The 18,364-nt window shown below is 62.0% G+C and carries 20 protein-coding genes; 7 read left to right on the top strand and 13 right to left on the bottom strand.

The genetic code is table 11. The annotated features are described in order from the left end of the window. Positions 1–8 precede the first annotated feature (8 nt). The gene (glyQ, locus tag ACEUCR_RS19890; protein ID WP_041212022.1) at positions 9–932 is read right to left on the bottom strand and encodes a glycine--tRNA ligase subunit alpha; all 924 of its coding nucleotides are present in this window, start codon (positions 930–932) and stop codon (positions 9–11) included. A gap of 187 nt (positions 933–1,119) precedes the next feature. Here glyQ and ACEUCR_RS19885 point away from each other — a divergent pair, with 187 nt between their 5' ends. Next, complete coding sequence (locus tag ACEUCR_RS19885) at positions 1,120–1,698, top strand: DNA-3-methyladenine glycosylase I (RefSeq protein ID WP_408792005.1); 579 nt, start codon at positions 1,120–1,122, stop codon at positions 1,696–1,698. A gap of 54 nt (positions 1,699–1,752) precedes the next feature. Here ACEUCR_RS19885 and ACEUCR_RS19880 read toward each other — a convergent pair whose 3' ends face one another. Further along, complete coding sequence (locus ACEUCR_RS19880) at positions 1,753–2,313, bottom strand: cysteine hydrolase family protein (protein WP_408792003.1); 561 nt, start codon at positions 2,311–2,313, stop codon at positions 1,753–1,755. Between the two features lie 283 nt (positions 2,314–2,596). Between ACEUCR_RS19880 and ACEUCR_RS19875 the strand changes: the two genes are divergently transcribed. Beyond that, on the top strand, positions 2,597–3,253 hold the full coding sequence (locus tag ACEUCR_RS19875; protein WP_041997665.1) for an OmpA family lipoprotein: 657 nt from the start codon (positions 2,597–2,599) through the stop codon (positions 3,251–3,253). Positions 3,254–3,395: 142 nt separating this feature from the next. Here ACEUCR_RS19875 and ACEUCR_RS19870 read toward each other — a convergent pair whose 3' ends face one another. Together ACEUCR_RS19870 and tusA are read right to left on the bottom strand one after the other, a co-directional pair. Then, on the bottom strand, positions 3,396–3,740 hold the full coding sequence (locus tag ACEUCR_RS19870; RefSeq protein ID WP_111875053.1) for a RidA family protein: 345 nt from the start codon (positions 3,738–3,740) through the stop codon (positions 3,396–3,398). Positions 3,741–3,765: 25 nt separating this feature from the next. Then, positions 3,766–4,011 carry a sulfurtransferase TusA gene (gene tusA / locus ACEUCR_RS19865; protein ID WP_111875052.1) on the bottom strand — a complete coding sequence of 82 codons (246 nt, stop codon included), beginning with the start codon at positions 4,009–4,011 and terminating at the stop codon, positions 3,766–3,768. A gap of 171 nt (positions 4,012–4,182) precedes the next feature. Between tusA and ACEUCR_RS19860 the strand changes: the two genes are divergently transcribed. After that, positions 4,183–4,374 (top strand): hypothetical protein, encoded by a 192-nt coding sequence (locus ACEUCR_RS19860; protein WP_111875051.1) that lies wholly within the window; start codon positions 4,183–4,185, stop codon positions 4,372–4,374. Between the two features lie 68 nt (positions 4,375–4,442). On the opposite strand, the gene ACEUCR_RS19855 is transcribed toward ACEUCR_RS19860, so the two are convergent. The 8 genes from ACEUCR_RS19855 to ACEUCR_RS19820 all read right to left on the bottom strand — a co-directional run bounded on the left by ACEUCR_RS19855 (position 4,443) and on the right by ACEUCR_RS19820 (position 13,954). Next, on the bottom strand, positions 4,443–5,681 hold the full coding sequence (locus ACEUCR_RS19855; protein ID WP_408792002.1) for an ABC transporter substrate-binding protein: 1,239 nt from the start codon (positions 5,679–5,681) through the stop codon (positions 4,443–4,445). Continuing rightward, the gene (locus ACEUCR_RS19850) at positions 5,678–5,812 is read right to left on the bottom strand and encodes a hypothetical protein (RefSeq protein WP_408792000.1); all 135 of its coding nucleotides are present in this window, start codon (positions 5,810–5,812) and stop codon (positions 5,678–5,680) included. The genes ACEUCR_RS19855 and ACEUCR_RS19850 overlap by 4 nt, the downstream gene beginning before the upstream one ends. Beyond that, on the bottom strand, positions 5,809–5,943 hold the full coding sequence (locus ACEUCR_RS19845) for a hypothetical protein (protein ID WP_408791998.1): 135 nt from the start codon (positions 5,941–5,943) through the stop codon (positions 5,809–5,811). The genes ACEUCR_RS19850 and ACEUCR_RS19845 overlap by 4 nt, the downstream gene beginning before the upstream one ends. Before the next feature lie 3 nt (positions 5,944–5,946). Further along, complete coding sequence (locus tag ACEUCR_RS19840; protein ID WP_408791996.1) at positions 5,947–7,386, bottom strand: ATP-binding protein; 1,440 nt, start codon at positions 7,384–7,386, stop codon at positions 5,947–5,949. Positions 7,387–7,420: 34 nt separating this feature from the next. Beyond that, positions 7,421–8,143: a response regulator gene (locus ACEUCR_RS19835; protein ID WP_041997655.1), complete on the bottom strand. Its 723-nt coding sequence runs from the start codon at positions 8,141–8,143 to the stop codon at positions 7,421–7,423. A 336-nt stretch (positions 8,144–8,479) separates the two neighbouring features. Beyond that, the gene (gene fadA / locus ACEUCR_RS19830) at positions 8,480–9,643 is read right to left on the bottom strand and encodes an acetyl-CoA C-acyltransferase FadA (protein ID WP_041997653.1); all 1,164 of its coding nucleotides are present in this window, start codon (positions 9,641–9,643) and stop codon (positions 8,480–8,482) included. Between the two features lie 21 nt (positions 9,644–9,664). Beyond that, on the bottom strand, positions 9,665–11,812 hold the full coding sequence (gene fadB / locus ACEUCR_RS19825; RefSeq protein WP_408791993.1) for a fatty acid oxidation complex subunit alpha FadB: 2,148 nt from the start codon (positions 11,810–11,812) through the stop codon (positions 9,665–9,667). 204 nt (positions 11,813–12,016) lie between these two features. After that, positions 12,017–13,954, bottom strand: coding sequence for an acetoacetate--CoA ligase (locus tag ACEUCR_RS19820; protein WP_408791991.1), 1,938 nt, complete (start codon positions 13,952–13,954; stop codon positions 12,017–12,019). A 190-nt stretch (positions 13,955–14,144) separates the two neighbouring features. Here ACEUCR_RS19820 and pepQ point away from each other — a divergent pair, with 190 nt between their 5' ends. The 4 genes from pepQ to hemG are packed head-to-tail and all read left to right on the top strand — an operon-like array spanning position 14,145 to position 18,112. After that, positions 14,145–15,467: a Xaa-Pro dipeptidase gene (gene pepQ / locus ACEUCR_RS19815; RefSeq protein WP_408748637.1), complete on the top strand. Its 1,323-nt coding sequence runs from the start codon at positions 14,145–14,147 to the stop codon at positions 15,465–15,467. After that, positions 15,467–16,084 (top strand): YigZ family protein, encoded by a 618-nt coding sequence (locus tag ACEUCR_RS19810; RefSeq protein WP_041997647.1) that lies wholly within the window; start codon positions 15,467–15,469, stop codon positions 16,082–16,084. The genes pepQ and ACEUCR_RS19810 overlap by 1 nt, the downstream gene beginning before the upstream one ends. Positions 16,085–16,122: 38 nt before the next feature. After that, positions 16,123–17,580, top strand: coding sequence for a TrkH family potassium uptake protein (locus ACEUCR_RS19805; protein WP_041997645.1), 1,458 nt, complete (start codon positions 16,123–16,125; stop codon positions 17,578–17,580). Positions 17,581–17,587: 7 nt separating this feature from the next. Further along, positions 17,588–18,112, top strand: a complete 525-nt coding sequence (hemG, locus tag ACEUCR_RS19800; RefSeq protein ID WP_041997643.1) for a menaquinone-dependent protoporphyrinogen IX dehydrogenase — start codon at positions 17,588–17,590, stop codon at positions 18,110–18,112. Between the two features lie 17 nt (positions 18,113–18,129). Here hemG and ACEUCR_RS19795 read toward each other — a convergent pair. Next, a partial coding sequence (locus tag ACEUCR_RS19795) for a hypothetical protein (RefSeq protein WP_408791989.1) occupies positions 18,130–18,364 on the bottom strand: 235 nt, incomplete at its 5' end.

Raw genomic sequence — 18,364 nt, 5'->3', positions numbered from 1 at the left:
TCCGTTCCTTAACCTTGCTTGTTCTCTGTGCGCTGACACATGGGGAAACCCAGCGCTTCGCGGGAGGCGTAGTATGCCTCTGCCACGGCCTTGGTCAGGGTGCGAATGCGCAGGATGTAGCGCTGACGCTCGGTGACCGAGATGGCCTTGCGGGCATCCAGCAGGTTGAAGGAGTGAGCGGCTTTGAGGATGCGCTCGTAGGCAGGCAGCGGCAGCGGTTTTTCCAGTGCCAGCAGATTCTGGGCTTCCTTCTCGTACTGCTCGAAGCAGTGGAACAGGAACTCCACGTCGGCGTGTTCGAAGTTGTAGGTGGATTGCTCCACTTCGTTCTGGTGGAACACGTCGCCGTAGGTGGTCTTGCCCAGCGGGCCGTCAGACCAGACCAGGTCGTAGACGCTGTCTACGCCCTGGATGTACATGGCCAGACGCTCGAGACCGTAGGTGATCTCGCCGGTCACCGGCTTGCACTCGAGGCCGCCAACTTGCTGGAAGTAGGTGAACTGGGTCACTTCCATGCCGTTCAGCCACACTTCCCAACCCAGACCCCAGGCACCCAGCGTCGGGTTTTCCCAGTTGTCTTCCACGAAGCGGATGTCGTGGATCTCGGGATCCATGCCCAGCTCTTTCAGGGAGCCGAGGTAGAGTTCCTGAATGTTGTCGGGGGAAGGCTTGATGATCACCTGGAACTGGTAGTAGTGCTGCAGGCGGTTCGGGTTCTCACCGTAGCGGCCGTCAGTCGGACGGCGGGACGGTTGTACGTAGGCGCAGGCGATGGGCTCCGGGCCCAGGGCGCGCAGGCAGGTCATGGGGTGGGAGGTACCGGCACCCACTTCCATATCCAGCGGCTGAATGATGGTACAGCCCTGGCGGGACCAATAGTCCTGCAACTGCAGGATCAGGCCCTGAAAGGTTTTGACATCGAATTTTTGCATAGTGTTTTTCGCGCGAAATGAAATCAGAGCAAGATTTGCTGAATGTGAACCGAGGGAGTATACCGTCTGGCATGGTCGGATAATAGGCGAAATTACAGGGGATTAGTGGGGCTATGTTGCCGCTTGCCCTATGATGTCGCCGACACAAGCGGCCTGCTGATGGCCGATGAAAAACAGGGGAGAGGAAATGGAACTGCGCTGCGCCTGGGTGACCAGAGACCCGGAATACATCGAATACCATGACAAACAGTGGGGCAGGCCGGTGTATGACGCCCGCGAGCTGTTTGCCAAGCTCTGCCTCGACGGTCAACAGGCGGGGCTGTCGTGGATCACCATCCTCAAGCGCACCGAGAGCTACCATCGCGCCTATGCGGATTTTGATCCGGTGCGCATCGTGCAGTTCGACGAGCAGGATGTGGAACGGCTGATGCAGGATACCGGCATCATCCGCAACCGGCTCAAGGTGCAGTCGATCATCAAAAATACCCGCGCCTATCTGGCGCTGGAGGCGGAAGGCATCGACTTCGTCGATTATCTGTGGGGCTTCGTGGGCGGCGCCCCCATCGTCAACCAGCGTCAGGGCAACGGCGACATTCCGGCGACATCAAAGGAGTCGGATGCCATGTCCAAGGCCCTCAAGAAGCGCGGCTTCACCTTCGTCGGCAGCACCATCTGCTATGCCTTCATGCAGGCGGTGGGCATGGTGAACGATCATCTGGTGACCTGCCCCTGCCACGCCGAGTGCCAGCAAGCAGCGGCGACGTGAAGGAGAATGAACGAAGAAGGGAGGCTCAAGCCTCCCTTCTTTTTTTGCTCTGAATCAGCAGGGCTCAAGGGTGCGGCCGAGCGCCTCGCACACCTCGTCGCTGCTCATCAGCCGCACGAAGGGGCCGGCCAGGGTGGCGTTGTGATGGGCGATGATCTGGGGGGCGGTCAGTTGCGGCGTGTCCATGCAGGTGTGGGCATCGCTCACCAGCACCACGGTGTAGCCGAGATCTGCCGCCGCCCGGCAGGTGGTGTCGATGCAGTACTGGGTCTTCATGCCGGTGATGATCAGGGTCTGCACGCCGTCCTCTTTCAGCCAGCCATCGAGGCCGGTGCCATGGAAGGCGCTGGGGCGCTGCTTGTCGAACACCCGATCGGCCTCGCCGACGACCAGCTCAGGCGCAAGCTGCCAGAACGGACTGCCGGCGGCGATGGGGCTGCCGGCCGGGCCCGTGTGGCGCACCGCCAGCACGGGGAGAGCGGCACTGCGGGCCGCCTGGCTCAGGCGATTGATGTTGGCCAGGGTCTCGGCCCCGGCATGGGGGGCTTCCGGGCCGTGAAGGAGGCCCACCTGGATGTCGATGATGAGCAGGGCTGGGTGGGAAAGGGACGACATGGTCATGGCTCCGTGAGAAAGGTCACCCACTCTGGGGTCATGGTCTCTTGTGAGACAACCCCGCATCTGGGGGGGGAGGCAAGCGCTGTCCCATATTGCCCTCTCTGCCGTGGTGATGGCGCCGCGCCAGCTCCATCTGTCATGCAGGCCTCTGGCATGATGAAGGGTCATCGGCTGCCAGCTCTCTTGCTCATATCCGAAATGCGCGCGACACACCTTGGCGTCCCCCTGGGTTAGAATGCGCAGCCATCGGCTAGAGTCGTTCTTTTTCAGAGGTTTTTTCATGCATTTCAAGAAACTGGTTCCTGCACTTGCCCTGACCGTCGCCATCACTGGCTGTACTACCAACCCCTACACGGGCGAGCAGCAGACCGGCAAGTCCGCCTGGGGTGCGCTGGCCGGCGCCGCCACCGGCGCTGCCGTGGGTGCGCTCTCCTCCAGCAAGGGTGATCGCAAGAAGGGCATCCTGACGGGCGTGGCCGCGGGCGCTGCCCTGGGTGGCGGTATCGGTTACTACATGGATGTGCAGGAAGCCAAGCTGCGGGAGAAGCTGCAGGGTACCGGCGTCAGCGTCACCCGTAACGGCGACCAGCTGATCCTCAACATGCCGAACAACGTCACTTTCGACAGCTCGAGTTCCCAGCTCAAAGCCGCCGGGGCCAACACCCTGTCCGGCGTGGCCATGGTGGTGGCCGAGTTCGACAAGACCCGCCTGAACGTGGTCGGTCACACCGACAGCACAGGCTCCCGCGAGCTGAACATGAAGCTCTCCCGCGATCGCGCCGATGCCGTTGCCGCCCAGCTGATTGGCCAGGGGGTTTCCGGCAGCCGCATCGCCATCAGCGGTGTGGGCCCGGATCAGCCGGTCGCCACCAACAGCACCGCCGCCGGCAAGGCCCAGAACCGCCGGGTGACGATCACCCTGACCCCGACCGCCTAAGCGGTCCGGTTCGACGCCAACAGAAAGGCCCCGCCAGCGATGGTGGGGCCTTTTGTTTGGGCCGTTGAGAGCAATGGCGCCTGCGCCCTTCTCCCCTTGCGGGAGAAGGGCTGGGGATGAGGGGGCAGGCATCCCGCTCGGCTTAGACGGCGGCGGTCAGCTGCACTTCCACCTTGTAGCCTTCGTGGGCGAGGCGGGCCTGTACGCAGGCGCGTACGGGGGCTGTGCCCGCCGGGATCCAGGCGTCCCACTGTTCGTTGAAGGCTGCGATATCGGCGATGTCCTTGAGATAGATGTTGGCCATCAGGATCTTGTCGACCCCGGAGCCGTTGGCTTCCAGCAGGCGCTGCAGGCTGGTCAGCACCTCGCGGGTCTGCTGGTGGATGTCGGCGGTCTCGCTGGCGGGGACTTCCACCACATAGAGGGTGCCGTTGTGGATGACAACATCAGACCAACGGGCCGTGGTGCCGATTCGGGTAATCGTCATGGTGCGCTCCTGGGGAGAGGGGGGCTTATTGACCCTTGCGGATCAGGTAGCGGTAAGGGGCCTGCTCTGTCTCGCTGGCGATCAGGGTGTGATCCATGAAGCGGCAGAAGCTGGGAATGTCACGGGTGGTGGAAGGGTCATCGGCGCTGACCAGCAGGGTCTCCCCTTGGGCCATGGTCCGAACGCGCTTGCGCACCATCATCACGGGTTCCGGGCAACGGAGCCCGATTGCATCCAGTTCATGGTTTGCGTCGCAGAATAAATCACTCATCTCTAATCAACCTTCAACCTAATTCGCTGCCAATGATACCCAAGGCTAAAAAATAATCAAACCGGTGGGGCCAATGTCAGCCGATGATACCAAAGTTGGCCCCGGCTCTATGCTGCCGTGACCTGACGAGTAATATAAAAAATGCACCATATTCAACAAGGAGGTATGAATATGATCCAGTCACAAGGCAGATTGCAGGCCTATGCGGCCATGGGGTTTCTGGCGTTTTCCATGATAGTGCTGGGCAGCCCGATCGGAAACACGGGCACCTGGTTTGGCGCCATGGTGATGATTGGGTTGGGGCTCTGGATTGAGCTGAGCGACTACTACGAGGATGACGAGGACGAGAACGACCCCTCCTGATTTCGGCTTATCCTTCCCATAGCGACAGAGGCGGATCATCATCCGCCTCTGTCGTCTCTGGCCGCCGGTCAGCGGGCCGAGCGAATGGCCCGCGCCAGGTGGTGGGCCGTCAGTTCGGCGCTGGCCCGGCCATCGTTGAAGAAGTTGCCTAGCACATCCATGATGGCCTGGCGGGTGTTGGTCGGGGTGGCCATCCCCTCCGCCATGCTGGGCAGCAGGGTACCGCTCTGCTCCGCGGCCTTGAAATCCTGGTATGACTTGATGGCGCAGCGATCGAAGCGCTTCATGTCTGGCTCGACGAGCGCCGGGATCGACCCCTTGACCCGGTTGAAGGCCTGCTGGAAGTGCGGGGTCATCAGCAGCCGGGCCAGCTCGCCCTGGGCCTGCAACTGGGCGGGATCCCGCTGCTTGAACATGGCGATGGAGTCCAGGTTGTAGCTGAACAACCCGGCACTGCCCGGGCTCGGCAGGCACTCGACATCTTCACCCGGGCGGTAGTTGCCTGCGCTCAGCTCCCCTTTCACCCAGTCCCCCATCACCTGCATGGCGGCTTCGCCTGTCTCCAGCTGATTGGTGGCCTGGTGCCACTTCAGACCGACGAAACTCTTGGGCACATAGGCGCGCAGCTGGTGGAAGCGTGACAGCACCCGCACCATGTCCGGGCCGGTCAGGGTCGCCTCATCCTGCTCGAGGAAGGCCTTGCGGTAGAAGTCGACGCCGCCTTCCCCCAGTGCCACCGCCTCGAACAGCACCGTCAGTTGCCACCCCTCGTTGCCGATGGCGAGCGGGGTCACCCCCTGCGCCTTGAGCTGCTCGGCCACCGCCACGAACTGGTTCCAGTCGGTGGGAGGGGTCAGCTCGAGTCGCTCGAACACCTTGCGGTTCAGCCAGAGCCAATTGACCCTGTGAATGCCGGTGGGCACCGCCATCAGGGCGCCGTTCTGGCTGAGGGTGTCCCGTACCATGGGGGGCAGTCTGGCGTACCAGCCCAGGTGCTCGGCCATGGGGGTGAGGTCGCGCAGGAAGCCAAGCCCGGCCCACTCCTTGAGTTCATAGCCCTTGAGGTGCGCCGCCTCCGGTGGGTTGGCCGCCAGGGCCCGGCTTTTCAGCACCGTCATGGCGCTCTTGCCGCCGCCGCCCTGGATGGCGAAGTCGTTCCATTGATTGCCCAGGGCCGCCCATTCGGACTTGAGCTCGGCCACCGCCTTGGCCTCGCCGCCTGAGGTCCACCAGTGCAGCACCTCGACCTGGGAGGCACCGGCGGGCAGGGAGAGCAGGGCAACAATGGCAAACGGGAACAACTTCATACTGTGACAGCCTTGATGGAAGGAGAGTGGCCGGTGCCGAGCGCACGCCACCCGTGCAGCACCCCGGCACGCAGGGAGGCGCCGACGGGCAAGGAGAGCAGGGCAACAATGGCAAACGGGAACAACTTCATACTGTGACAGCCTTGATGAAAGGAGAGTGGCCGGTGCCAAGCGCACGCCACCCGTGCAGCACTCCGACACGCAGGGAGGCGGCGACGGGCAGGGAGAGCGGGGTGATGACCGAAAAAGACAACCACTCCATACATTACTGCCTTGGTAGGGAGAGAGTGGCCTGCAGGCCGCCCTGGGGGCGATTTTCCAGCACCAGATCGCCGCCGTGGGCGTGGGCGATATTGCGGGCTATGCCCAGACCCAGGCCGGTACCAGCCTGATCCGTACTGAGACGGACATAGGGCTCGAAGATGCGCTCCAGCTGATCCTCCGGCAGGCCGGGTCCCTCGTCCATGATGAAGAGGATCAGCATCTCCTCGTCATCCATGATGATGATGCGCACCCGCTCGCCATACTTGATGCCGTTGTCCACCAGATTGCCGATGCAGCGCTTGAGGGCCAGGGATTTGCCGCGGTAGGGCCACTTGCACAACCCTTCTATGGTGAGCCGTTCCTCGTGCAGGTTCATGGCCTCGGCCATCTGTTCGAGCAGGGTGTTGATGTCGATATCCTCGATGTTCTCGTGGATGTCAGTCTCCTTCACCGTCTGCAGAGCCCCCTTCACCATCAGTTCCAGCTCGTCGAGATCCTTGTTGAACTTGGCGATCTGGGCCTCGTCGTCCAGCAGCTCGACCCGCAGCCGCAGCCGGGTGATAGGAGTCTTGAGGTCGTGGGAGATGGAGCTGAACAGCCGCTCCCTGTCGTCGATATAGCGGCGGATGCGCTGCTGCATGATGTTGAAGGCGCGGGTCGCCGCCACGATTTCCGAGGCGCCCTCTTCCTTGAGCGACGGCTGATCTATGTCCTTGCCAAGATTGACTGCCGCCTTGGCGAGGCGGCGCAGCGGCCGGGTCTGCCAGCGTACCAGCAGGAAGGTGAAGAAGCAGAGGAAGACCGTCATCAGGGCGATGAAGCGCACCTGGTTGCTCGGCATCACGGTATCGTCGAGGGTCATGTAGGGGGCGGGCAGCAGGGCGGCCAGATAGAGCCACTCTCCCGGCTCTATCTCTATCTGGGTCACCAGCACGGGCGGATTGATGGGCTCGAGCGACAGGGTGTAGCGGGCCCAGGAGGAGGGCAGGTCCGCCAGCAGGGTGTCGTTGTTGAACACATGGAGATCGTCGGGGCGCGAGAAGTCCACCTTGATGGCCATGGCGTCGGAGAGCTTGCGACTGAGCACCCCCTGGACCTCGCTCAGCACCAGGGTCTTGCGCTCGCTGTCCGGGATGGCGCTGATGTGGATCTCCTCCTCGTTCAGGGAGACGAAGAAGCGGCTGCCCCCCATGTTGCGCAGCTGATCCAGGGCGATATGGCGGTATTGCAGGGGCAGGGACTTGAAGAAGTTGACGGTGGAGGCCGCCGACAGCGCCAGGTTGCGGGTGGTGCTGATCATGCCCTCCAGCTCCCGCTTCTGGATCTGCTGCATCCAGATGCCGGTGAGAATGGTCTGGGAGAGCAGGATGGCCAGCAGCAACAGCAGCAGCATCCGCGACAGCAGGGAGCGGGGCATCAGCATCCGCCAGATCTGGGCCATTATGAGTGCCCCACGGGGCGGGTGCGCCTGATCCTCATGGCAGCTCGTGCACTTCTGCGATCAGCATGTAGCCGCTGCCGCGTATGGTCTTGATGATGCGCGGGCTCTTGCCGTTGTCTCCCAGCTTCTGGCGCAGGCGGCTGATCTGCACGTCGATGCCGCGCTCCATGGGCAGGCTCTCGCGACCGCGGGTGGCGTCCGAGATGGTGTCTCTGTCCAGTACCTGGCCCGGCTGCTGCAAGAACATGTTGAGCAGCACGAAGTCGCTGCCGGAGAGATCCAGCAGGCTGCCATCTTCGTGGGTGAGCTGGTGGCTCAGGGTGTCCAGGGTCCACTCGGCGAAGCGCAGCCGACGGCTCGGCTCCTTCTCTTTCTCCGGCTGGCGGAATTCGGCGCGGCGCAGCAGCGCCTTGATGCGGGCCTGCAGCTCGCGGGGGCTGAACGGTTTGGCGATGTAGTCGTCGGCGCCAAGCTCCAGACCGATCACCCTGTCTGCCTCGTCGGAGGCGGCGGTCAGCATGATGATGGGGACCTGGGAGTCGCGACGGATCTGCTGGCAGAGGGTAAAGCCGTCGTCGCCGGGCATCATGATGTCCAGAATGATGAGGTCCGGGCTGTGCTGGGCGAGCTGCTGGCGCATCTCGTTTCCTTCCGCCGCCATCAGTACCTGAAAGCCGGCCCGGGTCAGGTATTCGTTGAGCAGCTCGCGGATCTCTTGGTCGTCATCGACGATCAGCAGTTGTTTGCTCGTTGACATATGTATGTGCATCCACCCATTTTTTTGTGCAGATTGAACCTGTCAGGGGGGCAAAAAGCAAGCAAACCCCCCATCTAATGTGACGTCAGGGGGGTATCGCCGCCGATTTGCCGCACTGAACGAAAAAAGGCCGACCCAAACGGGGCGGCCAAGCGCAGATTCCGACGGCAGGAACGCACCCCGTGTGGTGCGCTCCACAGACTCGACAGCGGGATCGGCAGGCCGACCCCGGTATGGGTGATGGCGCCGCTGCGCCGGGAGGCAGGGCGACCTTCAGTCTGTTGTTGCCACCCCAAGGTGGCGCCCCTGACCGGCGAACCGGTCAGGGGGATTCACTTACACCCGCTCGAACACGGTGGCGATGCCCTGACCCAGGCCGATGCACATGGTGGCCAGACCCAGGTTGGCGTCCTTCTCTTCCATCAGATTGATCAGGGTGGTGGAAATGCGGGCGCCGGAGCAGCCCAGGGGGTGACCCAGGGCGATGGCGCCGCCGTTCAGGTTCACCTTCTCGTCCATCATCTCCAGCAACCCCAGATCCTTGGCACAGGGCAGGGACTGGGCGGCAAACGCCTCGTTCAGCTCGATCAGGTCGATGTCGGCCATGGTCAGACCGGCGCGCTTGAGCGCCTTCTGGGTGGCCGGTACCGGGCCATAACCCATGATGGCGGCATCGCAACCGGCCACCGCCATGGATCGCACCCGGACGCGAGGGGTGAGGCCCAGCGCCTTGGCGCGATCCGCGCTCATCAGCAACATGGCGGCGGCGCCATCGGACAGGGCAGAAGAGGTGCCGGCGGTGACGGTGCCGTTGACCGGGTCGAACACAGGGCGCAGCTGGCTCAAGCCATCGACCGTGGTCTCGGGGCGGATCACCTCGTCATAGTCGTAGAAGAAGCGGGCGCCGCTGGCGTCATGCCCTTCCAGCCCGACGATCTCCCTGGCGAAGCGTCCTTCCACGGTGGCGGCGTGGGCGCGGCGATGGGAGCGGGCGGCAAACTCGTCCTGCTGTTGACGGCTGATGCCGTGCAGCTTGCCGAGCATCTCGGCGGTCAGCCCCATCATGCCGGAGGCTTTGGCCACGGATTTCGCCATGCCGGGGTGGAAGTCCACCCCGTGGCTCATGGGCACGTGGCCCATGTGCTCGACGCCGCCGATGATGAAGATGTCCCCGTCACCGACCTGGATGGCACGGGAGGCGTCATGCAGCGCCTGCATGGAGGATCCGCACAGGCGGTTGACGGTAACCGCCCCCACCTGTTTCGGGATGCCGGCCAGCAGGGCGGCGTTGCGGGCGATGTTGAAGCCCTGCTCCAGGGTCTGCTGCACGCAGCCCCAGTAGATGTCCTCGATCTCGTTCGGGTCGAGGTTGGGGTTGCGCAGCAGGATGGATTTCATCAGGTGTGCGGACAGATCTTCTGCACGCACGTTGCGAAAGGCTCCGCCCTTGGATCGGCCCATGGGGGTCCGGATACAGTCGACAATGACTACGTCTTTCATGAATGGATCTCCTTTGGGCAATCAGTAGAAGGTGTTGCCCTGGGCGGCCATCTCACGCAGCTTGTCGCTGACGCGATAGAGGGGGCCCAGGTCGGCATACTGGTCGGCCATGGCGACATAGCGATCCAGACCTATGGTGTCCAGATAGCGGAACACGCCACCACGGAAGGGAGGGAAGCCCAGACCGTAGACCAGCGCGATGTCGGCTTCGGCCGGCGTCGCGACTATGCCCTCTTCCAGACAGAGCACCACTTCGTTGATCATGGGGATCATCATGCGGGCGATGATGGCGTCCTTGTCGAACTCCTGTTTCGGCTTGGCGATGGGGGCCAGCAGCTCGTAGCTGGCGGCGTCGGCCACCTTCTTCGGCTTGCCCTTCTTGTCCTGCTCGTAAGCGTAGAAACCCTTGCCATTCTTCTGACCGAAGCGGCTCGCCTCGTACATGACGTCGATGGCGGTACGACCCTCCTTGCTCATGCGAGTCGGGAAACCCTGGGCCATGACATCACCGGCATGGTGGCCGGTGTCGATGCCGACCACGTCCAGCAGGTAGGCGGGGCCCATGGGCCAGCCGAACTCCTTCTCCATCACCTTGTCGACGGCGGCGAAGTCGGCGCCATCGGCAACCAGCTTGGTGAAGCCGAAGAAGTAGGGGAAGAGCACGCGGTTGACGAAGAAGCCCGGGCAGTCGTTGACTACCACAGGGGACTTGCCCATGGCGGCGGCGTAGGCCACCACGCGGTTGATGGTGTCGTCCGACGTCTGCTCGCCGCGGATGATCTCCACCAGTGGCATACGGTGCACCGGGTTGAAGAAGTGCATGCCGCAGAAATTCTCGGGGCGCTTCAGACCCTTGGCCAGCAGGGAGATGGGGATGGTGGAGGTGTTGCTGGCGAGCACGGCGTCTTCACCGATCACGCCTTCCACTTCACTCAGCACGGCCGCCTTCACTTTCGGGTTCTCGACCACGGCCTCGACCACCACGTCCACATGCTTGACGTTGTCATAGCTTAAGGTCGGGGTTATGGCGGAGAGCACCTGGCCCATCTTGATGCCGTCGATGCGACCGCGCTCGAGCTGGCCATTGAGCAGCTTGGTGGCCTCATTCATGCCGAGCGCCAGCGCCTTCTCGTTGATGTCCTTCATCACCGCCGGGATGCCCTTGCTGGCAGACTGGTAGGCGATGCCGCCCCCCATGATGCCGGCACCCAGCACGGCGGCATGGCCGGTGGCCTTGTTCGCCTGCTTGGCGGCCTTCTTGGCCAGCGCCTTGATGTGCTGATCATTGAGGAAGATGCCGACCAGCGCCTTGGCCACGTCGGTTTTCGCCAGCTTGATGAAACCTTGCGCCTCGACGTTGAGGGCCTCGTCGCGGCTCATGCCGGCGGCGGCCTCGACGGTTTTCACCGCAGTCATGGGCGCCGGATAGTGCTTGCCGGCCACAGCGGCAACCATGCCGGCGGCGGTGGTGAAGCTCATCATGGCTTCCAGCTTGGAGAGGCGCAGCGGGGCTTTTTTGGCGGCGCGACGGCTCTGCCAGTCCAGCTTGCCCGCGATGGCGTCTTTCATCATCTGTACCGCAGCGCTGTGCAGCGCGTCCGGGGCGACCACGGCATCGATGGCACCCACCTTGAGGGCGTCATCGGCACGGTAATCCTTGCCGGTGGTGATCCACTCCAGGGCGTTGTCGGCGCCGATGATGCGCGGCAGACGGACTGTGCCGCCAAAGCCCGGCATGATGCCGAGCTTGGTCTCGGGCAGGCCGATCTTGGCGCTGGTGTCAGCCAGCCGGAAATCGGTGGAGAGTATGGTCTCGCAGCCGCCGCCCAGGGCGTGGCCCTTGATGGCGGACAGGGTCGGCACCGGCAGATCTTCGATGGCGCTGAAGATGTCGTTGGCCTTTTTCAGCCAGCCGAGCAGATCTTCCTGCGGCAGGCTGAACAGTTCCAGGAATTCGGTGATGTCGGCGCCGACGATGAAGGCGTCTTTGCCGGAGGTGAGGATCAGACCTTTTAGTTCACGTTCTTGTTTTAATGCGGCGATCGCTTCGCTCAGGGAGAGCAGGGTAGCGCGATCCAGCTTGTTGACTGAACCCGGGGCATCGAACCTCAGCTCGGCAATGCCGTCTTCGAGGTAGCTGACCGTCAGGGTTTCGCCTTGGTAGATCATGAGAGTGTCTCCTTGTTCCCACATGGTGGGGGGTGGTGCTCCTTTATCCCCAGCAGGGGGCGAGGCTCACTATTGATCCAAAGCATGACAATTTCAACACCTATTTAAAACATTCGTTTAACAGTGTTTGAGTAAAAGCTCTCCATCACAAAACGGGCAAAAGAGAGGCGCCTCGTGGCGCCTGCTCGCGACATGTGTCGTTGATCAGCTGGCCAGTTCCGGCCGGTTGCGATACTGGTTCAGCACCTCGGGATCGGCCAGGGCATGGGTGTTGTTGACGGGTCTGTTGTGCACCACTTCCCGCACCGCCAGCTCGACTATCTTGCCGGACTTGGTGCGGGGAATGGCATCCACCTGCAGGATGCGGGCAGGGACATGGCGGGCGGTGCAGTGCTGGCGCACCTGCTGACGAATGCGTTCGCGCAGCGCGTCGTCCAGCTTGCAGCCTGCCTTGAGCTTGACGAACAGCACCACCCGCTCGTCCTGCTGCCACTGCTGGCCGATGACGATGCTCTCCTCCACTTCGTCGAGCTGCTCTACATAGCGGTAGATCTCGCTGGTACCGATGCGCACGCCCCCCGGATTGAGGGTGGCGTCGGAGCGGCCGTAGAACAGGATGCCGCCGGTGTCGGTCAGTTCAATCCAGTCGCCATGGCACCAGACGTTGTCGAACCGCTCGAAGTAGGCGGCGTGATACTTGTCGCCGTTCTCGTCACCCCAGAAGTAGATGGGCTGGGCCGGGAAGGGTTTGGTGCAGACCAGCTCGCCCTTCTCCCCCTGCACCGGTTGACCGGTCTCGTTGAATACCTGTACCGCTAGGCCAAGGCCGCGCCCCTGGCTCTCACCGCGATAGACGGGGCTAAGCGGGTTGCCGATGACGAAGCAGGAGCAGATGTCGGTGCCGCCTGAGATGGAGCTGAGCTGAACGTCCTGCTTGATCTGCTGATAGACGTAGTCGAACCCTTCGGGAGAGAGCACGGAGCCGGTGCTGCAGATGAGCCGCAGGGCAGGCAAGTCGTGGGTGTTGATGGGGGCATAGCCCTGTTTGTGCAGGGCATCGAGATACTTGGCCGAGGTGCCGAACAGGGCAACCTGCTCGTCGCGGGCGAGATCCCAGAGCACGTTGCCGTCCGGGTAGAAAGGCGAACCGTCGTAGAGCACCAGGGTGGCACCGGAGGCGAGGGCGCTCACCAGCCAGTTCCACATCATCCAGCCGCAGGTGGTGAAGTAGAAGATCCGCTCCCCCGGCTTGATGTCGCAGTGCAGCTGATGCTCCTTCAGATGCTGCAGCAGGGTGCCGCCGATGCCGTGGACGATGCACTTGGGTTTGCCGGTGGTGCCGGACGAATAGAGGATGTAGAGCGGGTCGTTGAAGGCCATGGGGTCGAAGACGAGCTGGGCGCCATGCTGGCTGGCCAGCAGCTGATGCCAGTCGTGCCCCAATGGCAGGGGCTGACCCAGCAGGGGGATCATCACAGTCTGCTCTATGCTGTCGATCTGGGCGACCACGGCGGCGACCTTGCTCTGGATGTCGATGGCCTTGCCGCCGTAACGATAGCCATCCACCGCGAACAGCACCCGGGGCCGGGTCTGACCGAAACGTTCCACCACGCTCGCCTCGCCAAAATCCGGGCTGGTGGAGGTCCAGATTGCTCCCAGGCTGGTGGTGGCCAGCATGGCGACCACGGTCTCGGGGATATTGGGCAGATAGGCGGCCACCACGTCGCCGCGGCCTATGCCCTGACTGCGCAGCCACTGGGCCAGCCTGGCTACCTGCTCCCCCAGTTCGCGCCAGCTCAGGGTGCGGCTGGCGCCATCCTCGATGCGAGAGATGATGGCGGGACTCTCGTCCTGACGGCGCAGCAGGTTCTCGGCGAAGTTGAGGCGGCTGTCGGGGAACCAGCGGGCGTGCTGCATCTCCTGGCGGTTCTCCGCCACTATGTCCCCCAACTCGCCCTTGACGCCGCAGTGCTGCCAGACCAGTGGCCAGAAGCGGGTGGTTTTCTCCACCGACCACTGATACAGCTCGGCGTAGCTTTGCAGTTGCAGGCCATGGAAGCGGTTGACCTCGCCCATGAACTGATGAAGGTTGGATTGGCTGATCCTGGCCTGGTCCGGCTGCCACAGACGGCGGTTGTGCATGAGTGATCCCTGGCTGCATATATCTGATGGCAGTGTATTGAACTGTTTCTTATTTGTTAATGCCTGGTTTGTTTTTAATAACAATCCCTCCGTAACCCGTGCTTTACCTCACGAAGCGGCGGTGTGACGGGTCGAGGCCCCCAGAGCTTGATGTTATGCTGGGGTAACCACAATGTCGGAGCAGGATGCCATGAGCAGTTACAGCCAACTTTTCGCCCAGCACATAGAGACGCTGCAGCGCCGCAGCCGCGACATACTGCAACAGCAGGGGCTCAGCGGCCTGGCCATCCATGCCGGCCAGGCCCACCGCATCTTCCTCGATGATCAGGATTACCCCTTCAAGGTGAATCCCCACTTCAAGGCCTGGTTGCCTGTGCTGGACAATCCTCACTGCTGGTTGCTGGTGGATGGCGTGAACAAGCCCGTGCTGCTGTTCTACCGGCCGGTGGATTTCTGGCACAAGGTGGCGGACCTGCCCAATGCCTTCTGGGTCGACTTCTTCGACATTCGCTTCCTGACCCGGCCGGAGCAGGTGGCGGATCATCTGCCTGCCGACAGGCAGGGATGGGCCTATCTGGGGGGGCATCTCGAAGTGGCCGAGTTGCTGGGACTGACCCAGCCCAACCCGGAGGCCGTGCTCAACTACCTGCACTATCACCGTGCCTACAAGACGGATTACGAGCTGGAGTGCCTGCGTGAGGCGAACCGGCTCGGGGTACGTGGCCACATCGCGGCCAAGGAGTCGTTCATGGCGGGGGCGAGCGAGTTCGAGATCAATCTTGCCTACATGAAGGCGGTGGGGCAGGGAGCCAATGAGGCGCCCTACGGCAACATAGTCGCCATCAACCGCAATGCAGCCATCCTCCATTACACCCAGCTCTCCCATCAGCGGGTGGCCGATGCCGAACGCCACTCCTTCCTGATCGACGCCGGGGTGGACTTCCATGGCTATGCCTCTGACATCACCCGCACCTGGGCCTGGCGCCGGGGCGAGTTTGCCGATCTGATCGCCATCATGGATGAGCAGCAACGGGCCATCATCGATGAAGTCAAGCCGGGCCGCCGTTATACGGAGCTACACCAGCAGATGCACCATAGGCTGGCGCGGGTACTGCAATCGGTCGAGCTGGTGGATATGTCGGTGGACGAGATGATAGGTACCGGGGTCACCAACGTCTTCTTCCCCCACGGTCTCGGCCACTTCCTCGGCCTGCAGGTACACGATGCCGGCGGCTTCATGCAGGACGAGCGTGGCACCCATCTTGCCGCGCCGGAGCAATTCCCCTACCTGCGCTGCACCCGGGTGATGGAGCCAGGCCAGGTGTTCACCATAGAGCCGGGTCTCTACTTCATTGACAGCCTGCTGGAGCCGCTGCGCCGCGGTGAGCAGGGCAAGCGGGTCAACTGGCACAAGGTGGAGGCGCTGCGACCGTTTGGTGGCATCCGCATCGAGGACAACATAGTGCTCCACAGTCATGGGGTGGAGAATCTCACCCGACAAGCGGGCCTCTGATGGCGTCGAGTTACCCGATCCCGGTGGCCGGTGTGGAGGTGAGCGAGGAGATCAAGAAGAGCCGCTTCATCACCCTGTTGGCCCATGTCCCGAGCGTGGCGGCGGCCAAGGCCTGGATAGAGGAAGTGCGCCTGGCTCATCCCTCGGCGCGCCATCACTGCTGGGCCTTCGTGGCCGGGGCGCCTCACGACAGCCAGGTCTATGGCTTCAGCGATGATGGCGAGCCCTCTGGCACCGCCGGCAAACCCATGCTGGCCCAGCTGATGGGCTCGGGGATAGGGGAGATTGCCGCCGTGGGGGTGCGCTACTATGGCGGCGTGCTGCTCGGTACCGGTGGTCTGGTCAAGGCCTATGGGGGCGGAGTCGGCATGGCACTCAAGGCACTCTCTACCAGGCAGAAGATAGCCAGGCGCCCCTCCCTCATCGAGTGTGATTATGGCGACATGGGGGTGATAGAGAGCCTGCTGCTGAGCCACGCCGGGCAACTGCGTCAGTCGGATTATGGCCAGCGGGTACGACTCGAGGTGGAGTGGGCCGACGCCGATTGGCAGCAGGTCAACCGCATCTTGACCGATAGAACCCACGGACGGGTATCTCTGCAGCCCATAGATGGCTAGAATCCATCGCTGTTTCATTGTCGGGAGACGGGGCCTGCATGCACATTCTGAGTATTATCCGCATCGTTGGCCTGCTGGTGGCTCTGTTCAGCTCCACCATGCTGCTGCCGGCCCTGGTTGCCTTCGGTTATCGAGACGGGGGGGGTTCTGAGTTCGTCAGCGCCTTCTTCATCGCCCTGCTGCTCGGCCTGCTGCTCTGGTTTCCCAATCGCCACCACAAGAAGGAGCTCAGGTCGAAAGAGGGCTTCCTGATCGTGGTGCTGTTCTGGACCGTGCTCGGCAGTGTCGGTGCCCTGCCATTCATGTTGGGGGAGGTGCCGGACATGAGCGTGTCCGAGGCCTTCTTCGAATCTTTTTCCGGCCTCACCACCACAGGAGCGACCGTGCTGACCGGGCTGGATGAGCTGCCCAAGGCTTTCCTGTTCTATCGCCAGTTGCTGCAATGGCTGGGGGGCATGGGGATCATCGTATTGGCGGTTGCCATCCTGCCCATTCTCGGTATCGGCGGCATGCAGCTGTTTCGGGCCGAGATCCCGGGGCCGGTCAAGGACAACAAGGTGACCCCGCGTATCGCCGAAACCGCCAAGGCGCTCTGGTACATCTACCTGTTCATTACCCTCAGCTGCGCTCTGGCTTACTGGATGGCGGGGATGACGCTGTTCGATGCCATCTGTCACTCCTTCTCCACCGTGGCCATCGGCGGCTTCTCGACCCATGATGCCAGCATCGGTTATTTCAACAGCAGTGCCATCAATCTGATCACTGTGCTGTTTCTGATGGTGGCAGGGGTGAACTTTACCCTGCACTTCGCTGCCTTTGCCCACAGGCCGCTGCGGCTCTATGTCTATCTCAAGGATCCCGAGGTCAAGGTCTTCATCGGTCTCCAGATCGGCCTGACCCTGGTCTGCTTCCTGATGCTGATGCACCACGCCAACTACGAGAGCTGGTCAGAAACCCTGGACCACGCCCTGTTCCAGTCCGTCTCCATTGCCACCACCGCAGGCTACAGCACCACGGGATTCTCAGAATGGCCGCTGTTTCTGCCTGTGTTGCTGATGCTGGCCTCCTTCGTGGGTGGTTGTGCCGGCAGCACCGGGGGCGGCATCAAGGTGGTGCGCCTGATGCTGCTGCATCTGCAGGGGTTGCGGGAGCTCAAGCGTCTCATCCATCCCCGCGCCGTTTATCGGATAAAATTGGGTAACAAGGCATTGTCGGAGCGGGTGATAGAGGCGGTATGGGGTTTCTTCGCCGCTTACGCCATCATCTTCATTCTCTGCATGCTGGGGCTGATCGCCACTGGCATGGATGAGCTGACGGCATTCTCTGCCGTGGTGGCCTCCCTCAACAACCTGGGGCCGGGATTGGGAGAGGTGGCTCCCCACTTCGCCAGCACGACGGATGCCGCCAAATGGATCATGATCATCGCCATGCTGTTTGGTCGATTGGAAATTTTTACACTTCTGGTACTGTTAACTCCTGCATTCTGGCGTAGTTGAGGTTGGTATGGATAAGATTTTGGTGCTTTATTCCTCTCGGGATGGCCAAACCCGAAAAATCATTGATGTCATGCTCGAAGAAATGCCGGGATGTGAGGTCGTCATGCATGATTTGCACAGCCTGCCCATGTGCAACCTCAGCAAGTACAAGAAGGTCTTGATCGGTGCTTCTATCCGCTACGGCCACTTCCATCCCAGCCTGCTCAGCTTCATCCATGCTCACCATGAACAGCTGGAGGTCGCCAATGCCGCCTTCTTCTGTGTCAACCTGACCGCCCGCAAGCCAGAAAAGCAGACACCGCAAACCAATGCCTATATGAAGAAGTTTCTGCAAAGCTCTCCCTGGAAGCCGAAGAATCTGGGGGTCTTTGCCGGTGCCCTGCAGTATTCCAAGTACAACTGGTGGCAGACTCTCATCATTCAACTGATCATGAAGATTACCGGTGGCAGCACGGATACCAGCCGGGACATCGAGTTTACCGACTGGGACAAGGTACGTATCTTCGCCCATGATTTCTGGCACAAGCGCTGAGGCGTGCTGTCAAACCCCTAGCCCCGCCCAAGCGGGGCTTTTTGTATCCTTTTTACGATAATTGGTGGATAAATCGACACTTGGTGCTGAATCTTCAGAAAAACGTACTTTTTTGCATAAATCCCCTTGCCAGAAAGTTTCTGCTCCCTATAATGCGCCTCCATCGACAGGGCAAGCGGCAACGCAGACAAGCCGGTCGGTGCCTCGAAAAAGCCTTTGAAAATAAGGCTTGACTCGAGAAGGCGGTTGAGT

Origin of the sequence: Aeromonas bivalvium (assembly GCF_046078285.1) — a bacterium.
GTDB lineage: Bacteria > Pseudomonadota > Gammaproteobacteria > Enterobacterales > Aeromonadaceae > Aeromonas > Aeromonas bivalvium.
Note: the sequence above shows the minus strand (reverse complement) of the source record. Positions and strands in the feature narration are given on the sequence as shown.

Bases quoted from the DNA above. Each gene is read 5' to 3' on its own strand.
- glyQ (WP_041212022.1), bottom strand. From the start codon at position 932: ATGCAAAAATTCGATGTCAAAACCTTTCAGGGCCTGATCCTGCAGTTG.
- ACEUCR_RS19885 (WP_408792005.1), top strand. From the start codon at position 1,120: ATGGAACTGCGCTGCGCCTGGGTGACCAGAGACCCGGAATACATCGAA.
- ACEUCR_RS19880 (WP_408792003.1), bottom strand. From the start codon at position 2,313: ATGTCGTCCCTTTCCCACCCAGCCCTGCTCATCATCGACATCCAGGTG.
- ACEUCR_RS19875 (WP_041997665.1), top strand. From the start codon at position 2,597: ATGCATTTCAAGAAACTGGTTCCTGCACTTGCCCTGACCGTCGCCATC.
- ACEUCR_RS19870 (WP_111875053.1), bottom strand. From the start codon at position 3,740: ATGACGATTACCCGAATCGGCACCACGGCCCGTTGGTCTGATGTTGTC.
- tusA (WP_111875052.1), bottom strand. From the start codon at position 4,011: ATGAGTGATTTATTCTGCGACGCAAACCATGAACTGGATGCAATCGGG.
- ACEUCR_RS19860 (WP_111875051.1), top strand. From the start codon at position 4,183: ATGATCCAGTCACAAGGCAGATTGCAGGCCTATGCGGCCATGGGGTTT.
- ACEUCR_RS19855 (WP_408792002.1), bottom strand. From the start codon at position 5,681: ATGAAGTTGTTCCCGTTTGCCATTGTTGCCCTGCTCTCCCTGCCCGCC.
- ACEUCR_RS19850 (WP_408792000.1), bottom strand. From the start codon at position 5,812: ATGAAGTTGTTCCCGTTTGCCATTGTTGCCCTGCTCTCCTTGCCCGTC.
- ACEUCR_RS19845 (WP_408791998.1), bottom strand. From the start codon at position 5,943: ATGGAGTGGTTGTCTTTTTCGGTCATCACCCCGCTCTCCCTGCCCGTC.
- ACEUCR_RS19840 (WP_408791996.1), bottom strand. From the start codon at position 7,386: ATGGCCCAGATCTGGCGGATGCTGATGCCCCGCTCCCTGCTGTCGCGG.
- ACEUCR_RS19835 (WP_041997655.1), bottom strand. From the start codon at position 8,143: ATGTCAACGAGCAAACAACTGCTGATCGTCGATGACGACCAAGAGATC.
- fadA (WP_041997653.1), bottom strand. From the start codon at position 9,643: ATGAAAGACGTAGTCATTGTCGACTGTATCCGGACCCCCATGGGCCGA.
- fadB (WP_408791993.1), bottom strand. From the start codon at position 11,812: ATGATCTACCAAGGCGAAACCCTGACGGTCAGCTACCTCGAAGACGGC.
- ACEUCR_RS19820 (WP_408791991.1), bottom strand. From the start codon at position 13,954: ATGCACAACCGCCGTCTGTGGCAGCCGGACCAGGCCAGGATCAGCCAA.
- pepQ (WP_408748637.1), top strand. From the start codon at position 14,145: ATGAGCAGTTACAGCCAACTTTTCGCCCAGCACATAGAGACGCTGCAG.
- ACEUCR_RS19810 (WP_041997647.1), top strand. From the start codon at position 15,467: ATGGCGTCGAGTTACCCGATCCCGGTGGCCGGTGTGGAGGTGAGCGAG.
- ACEUCR_RS19805 (WP_041997645.1), top strand. From the start codon at position 16,123: ATGCACATTCTGAGTATTATCCGCATCGTTGGCCTGCTGGTGGCTCTG.
- hemG (WP_041997643.1), top strand. From the start codon at position 17,588: ATGGATAAGATTTTGGTGCTTTATTCCTCTCGGGATGGCCAAACCCGA.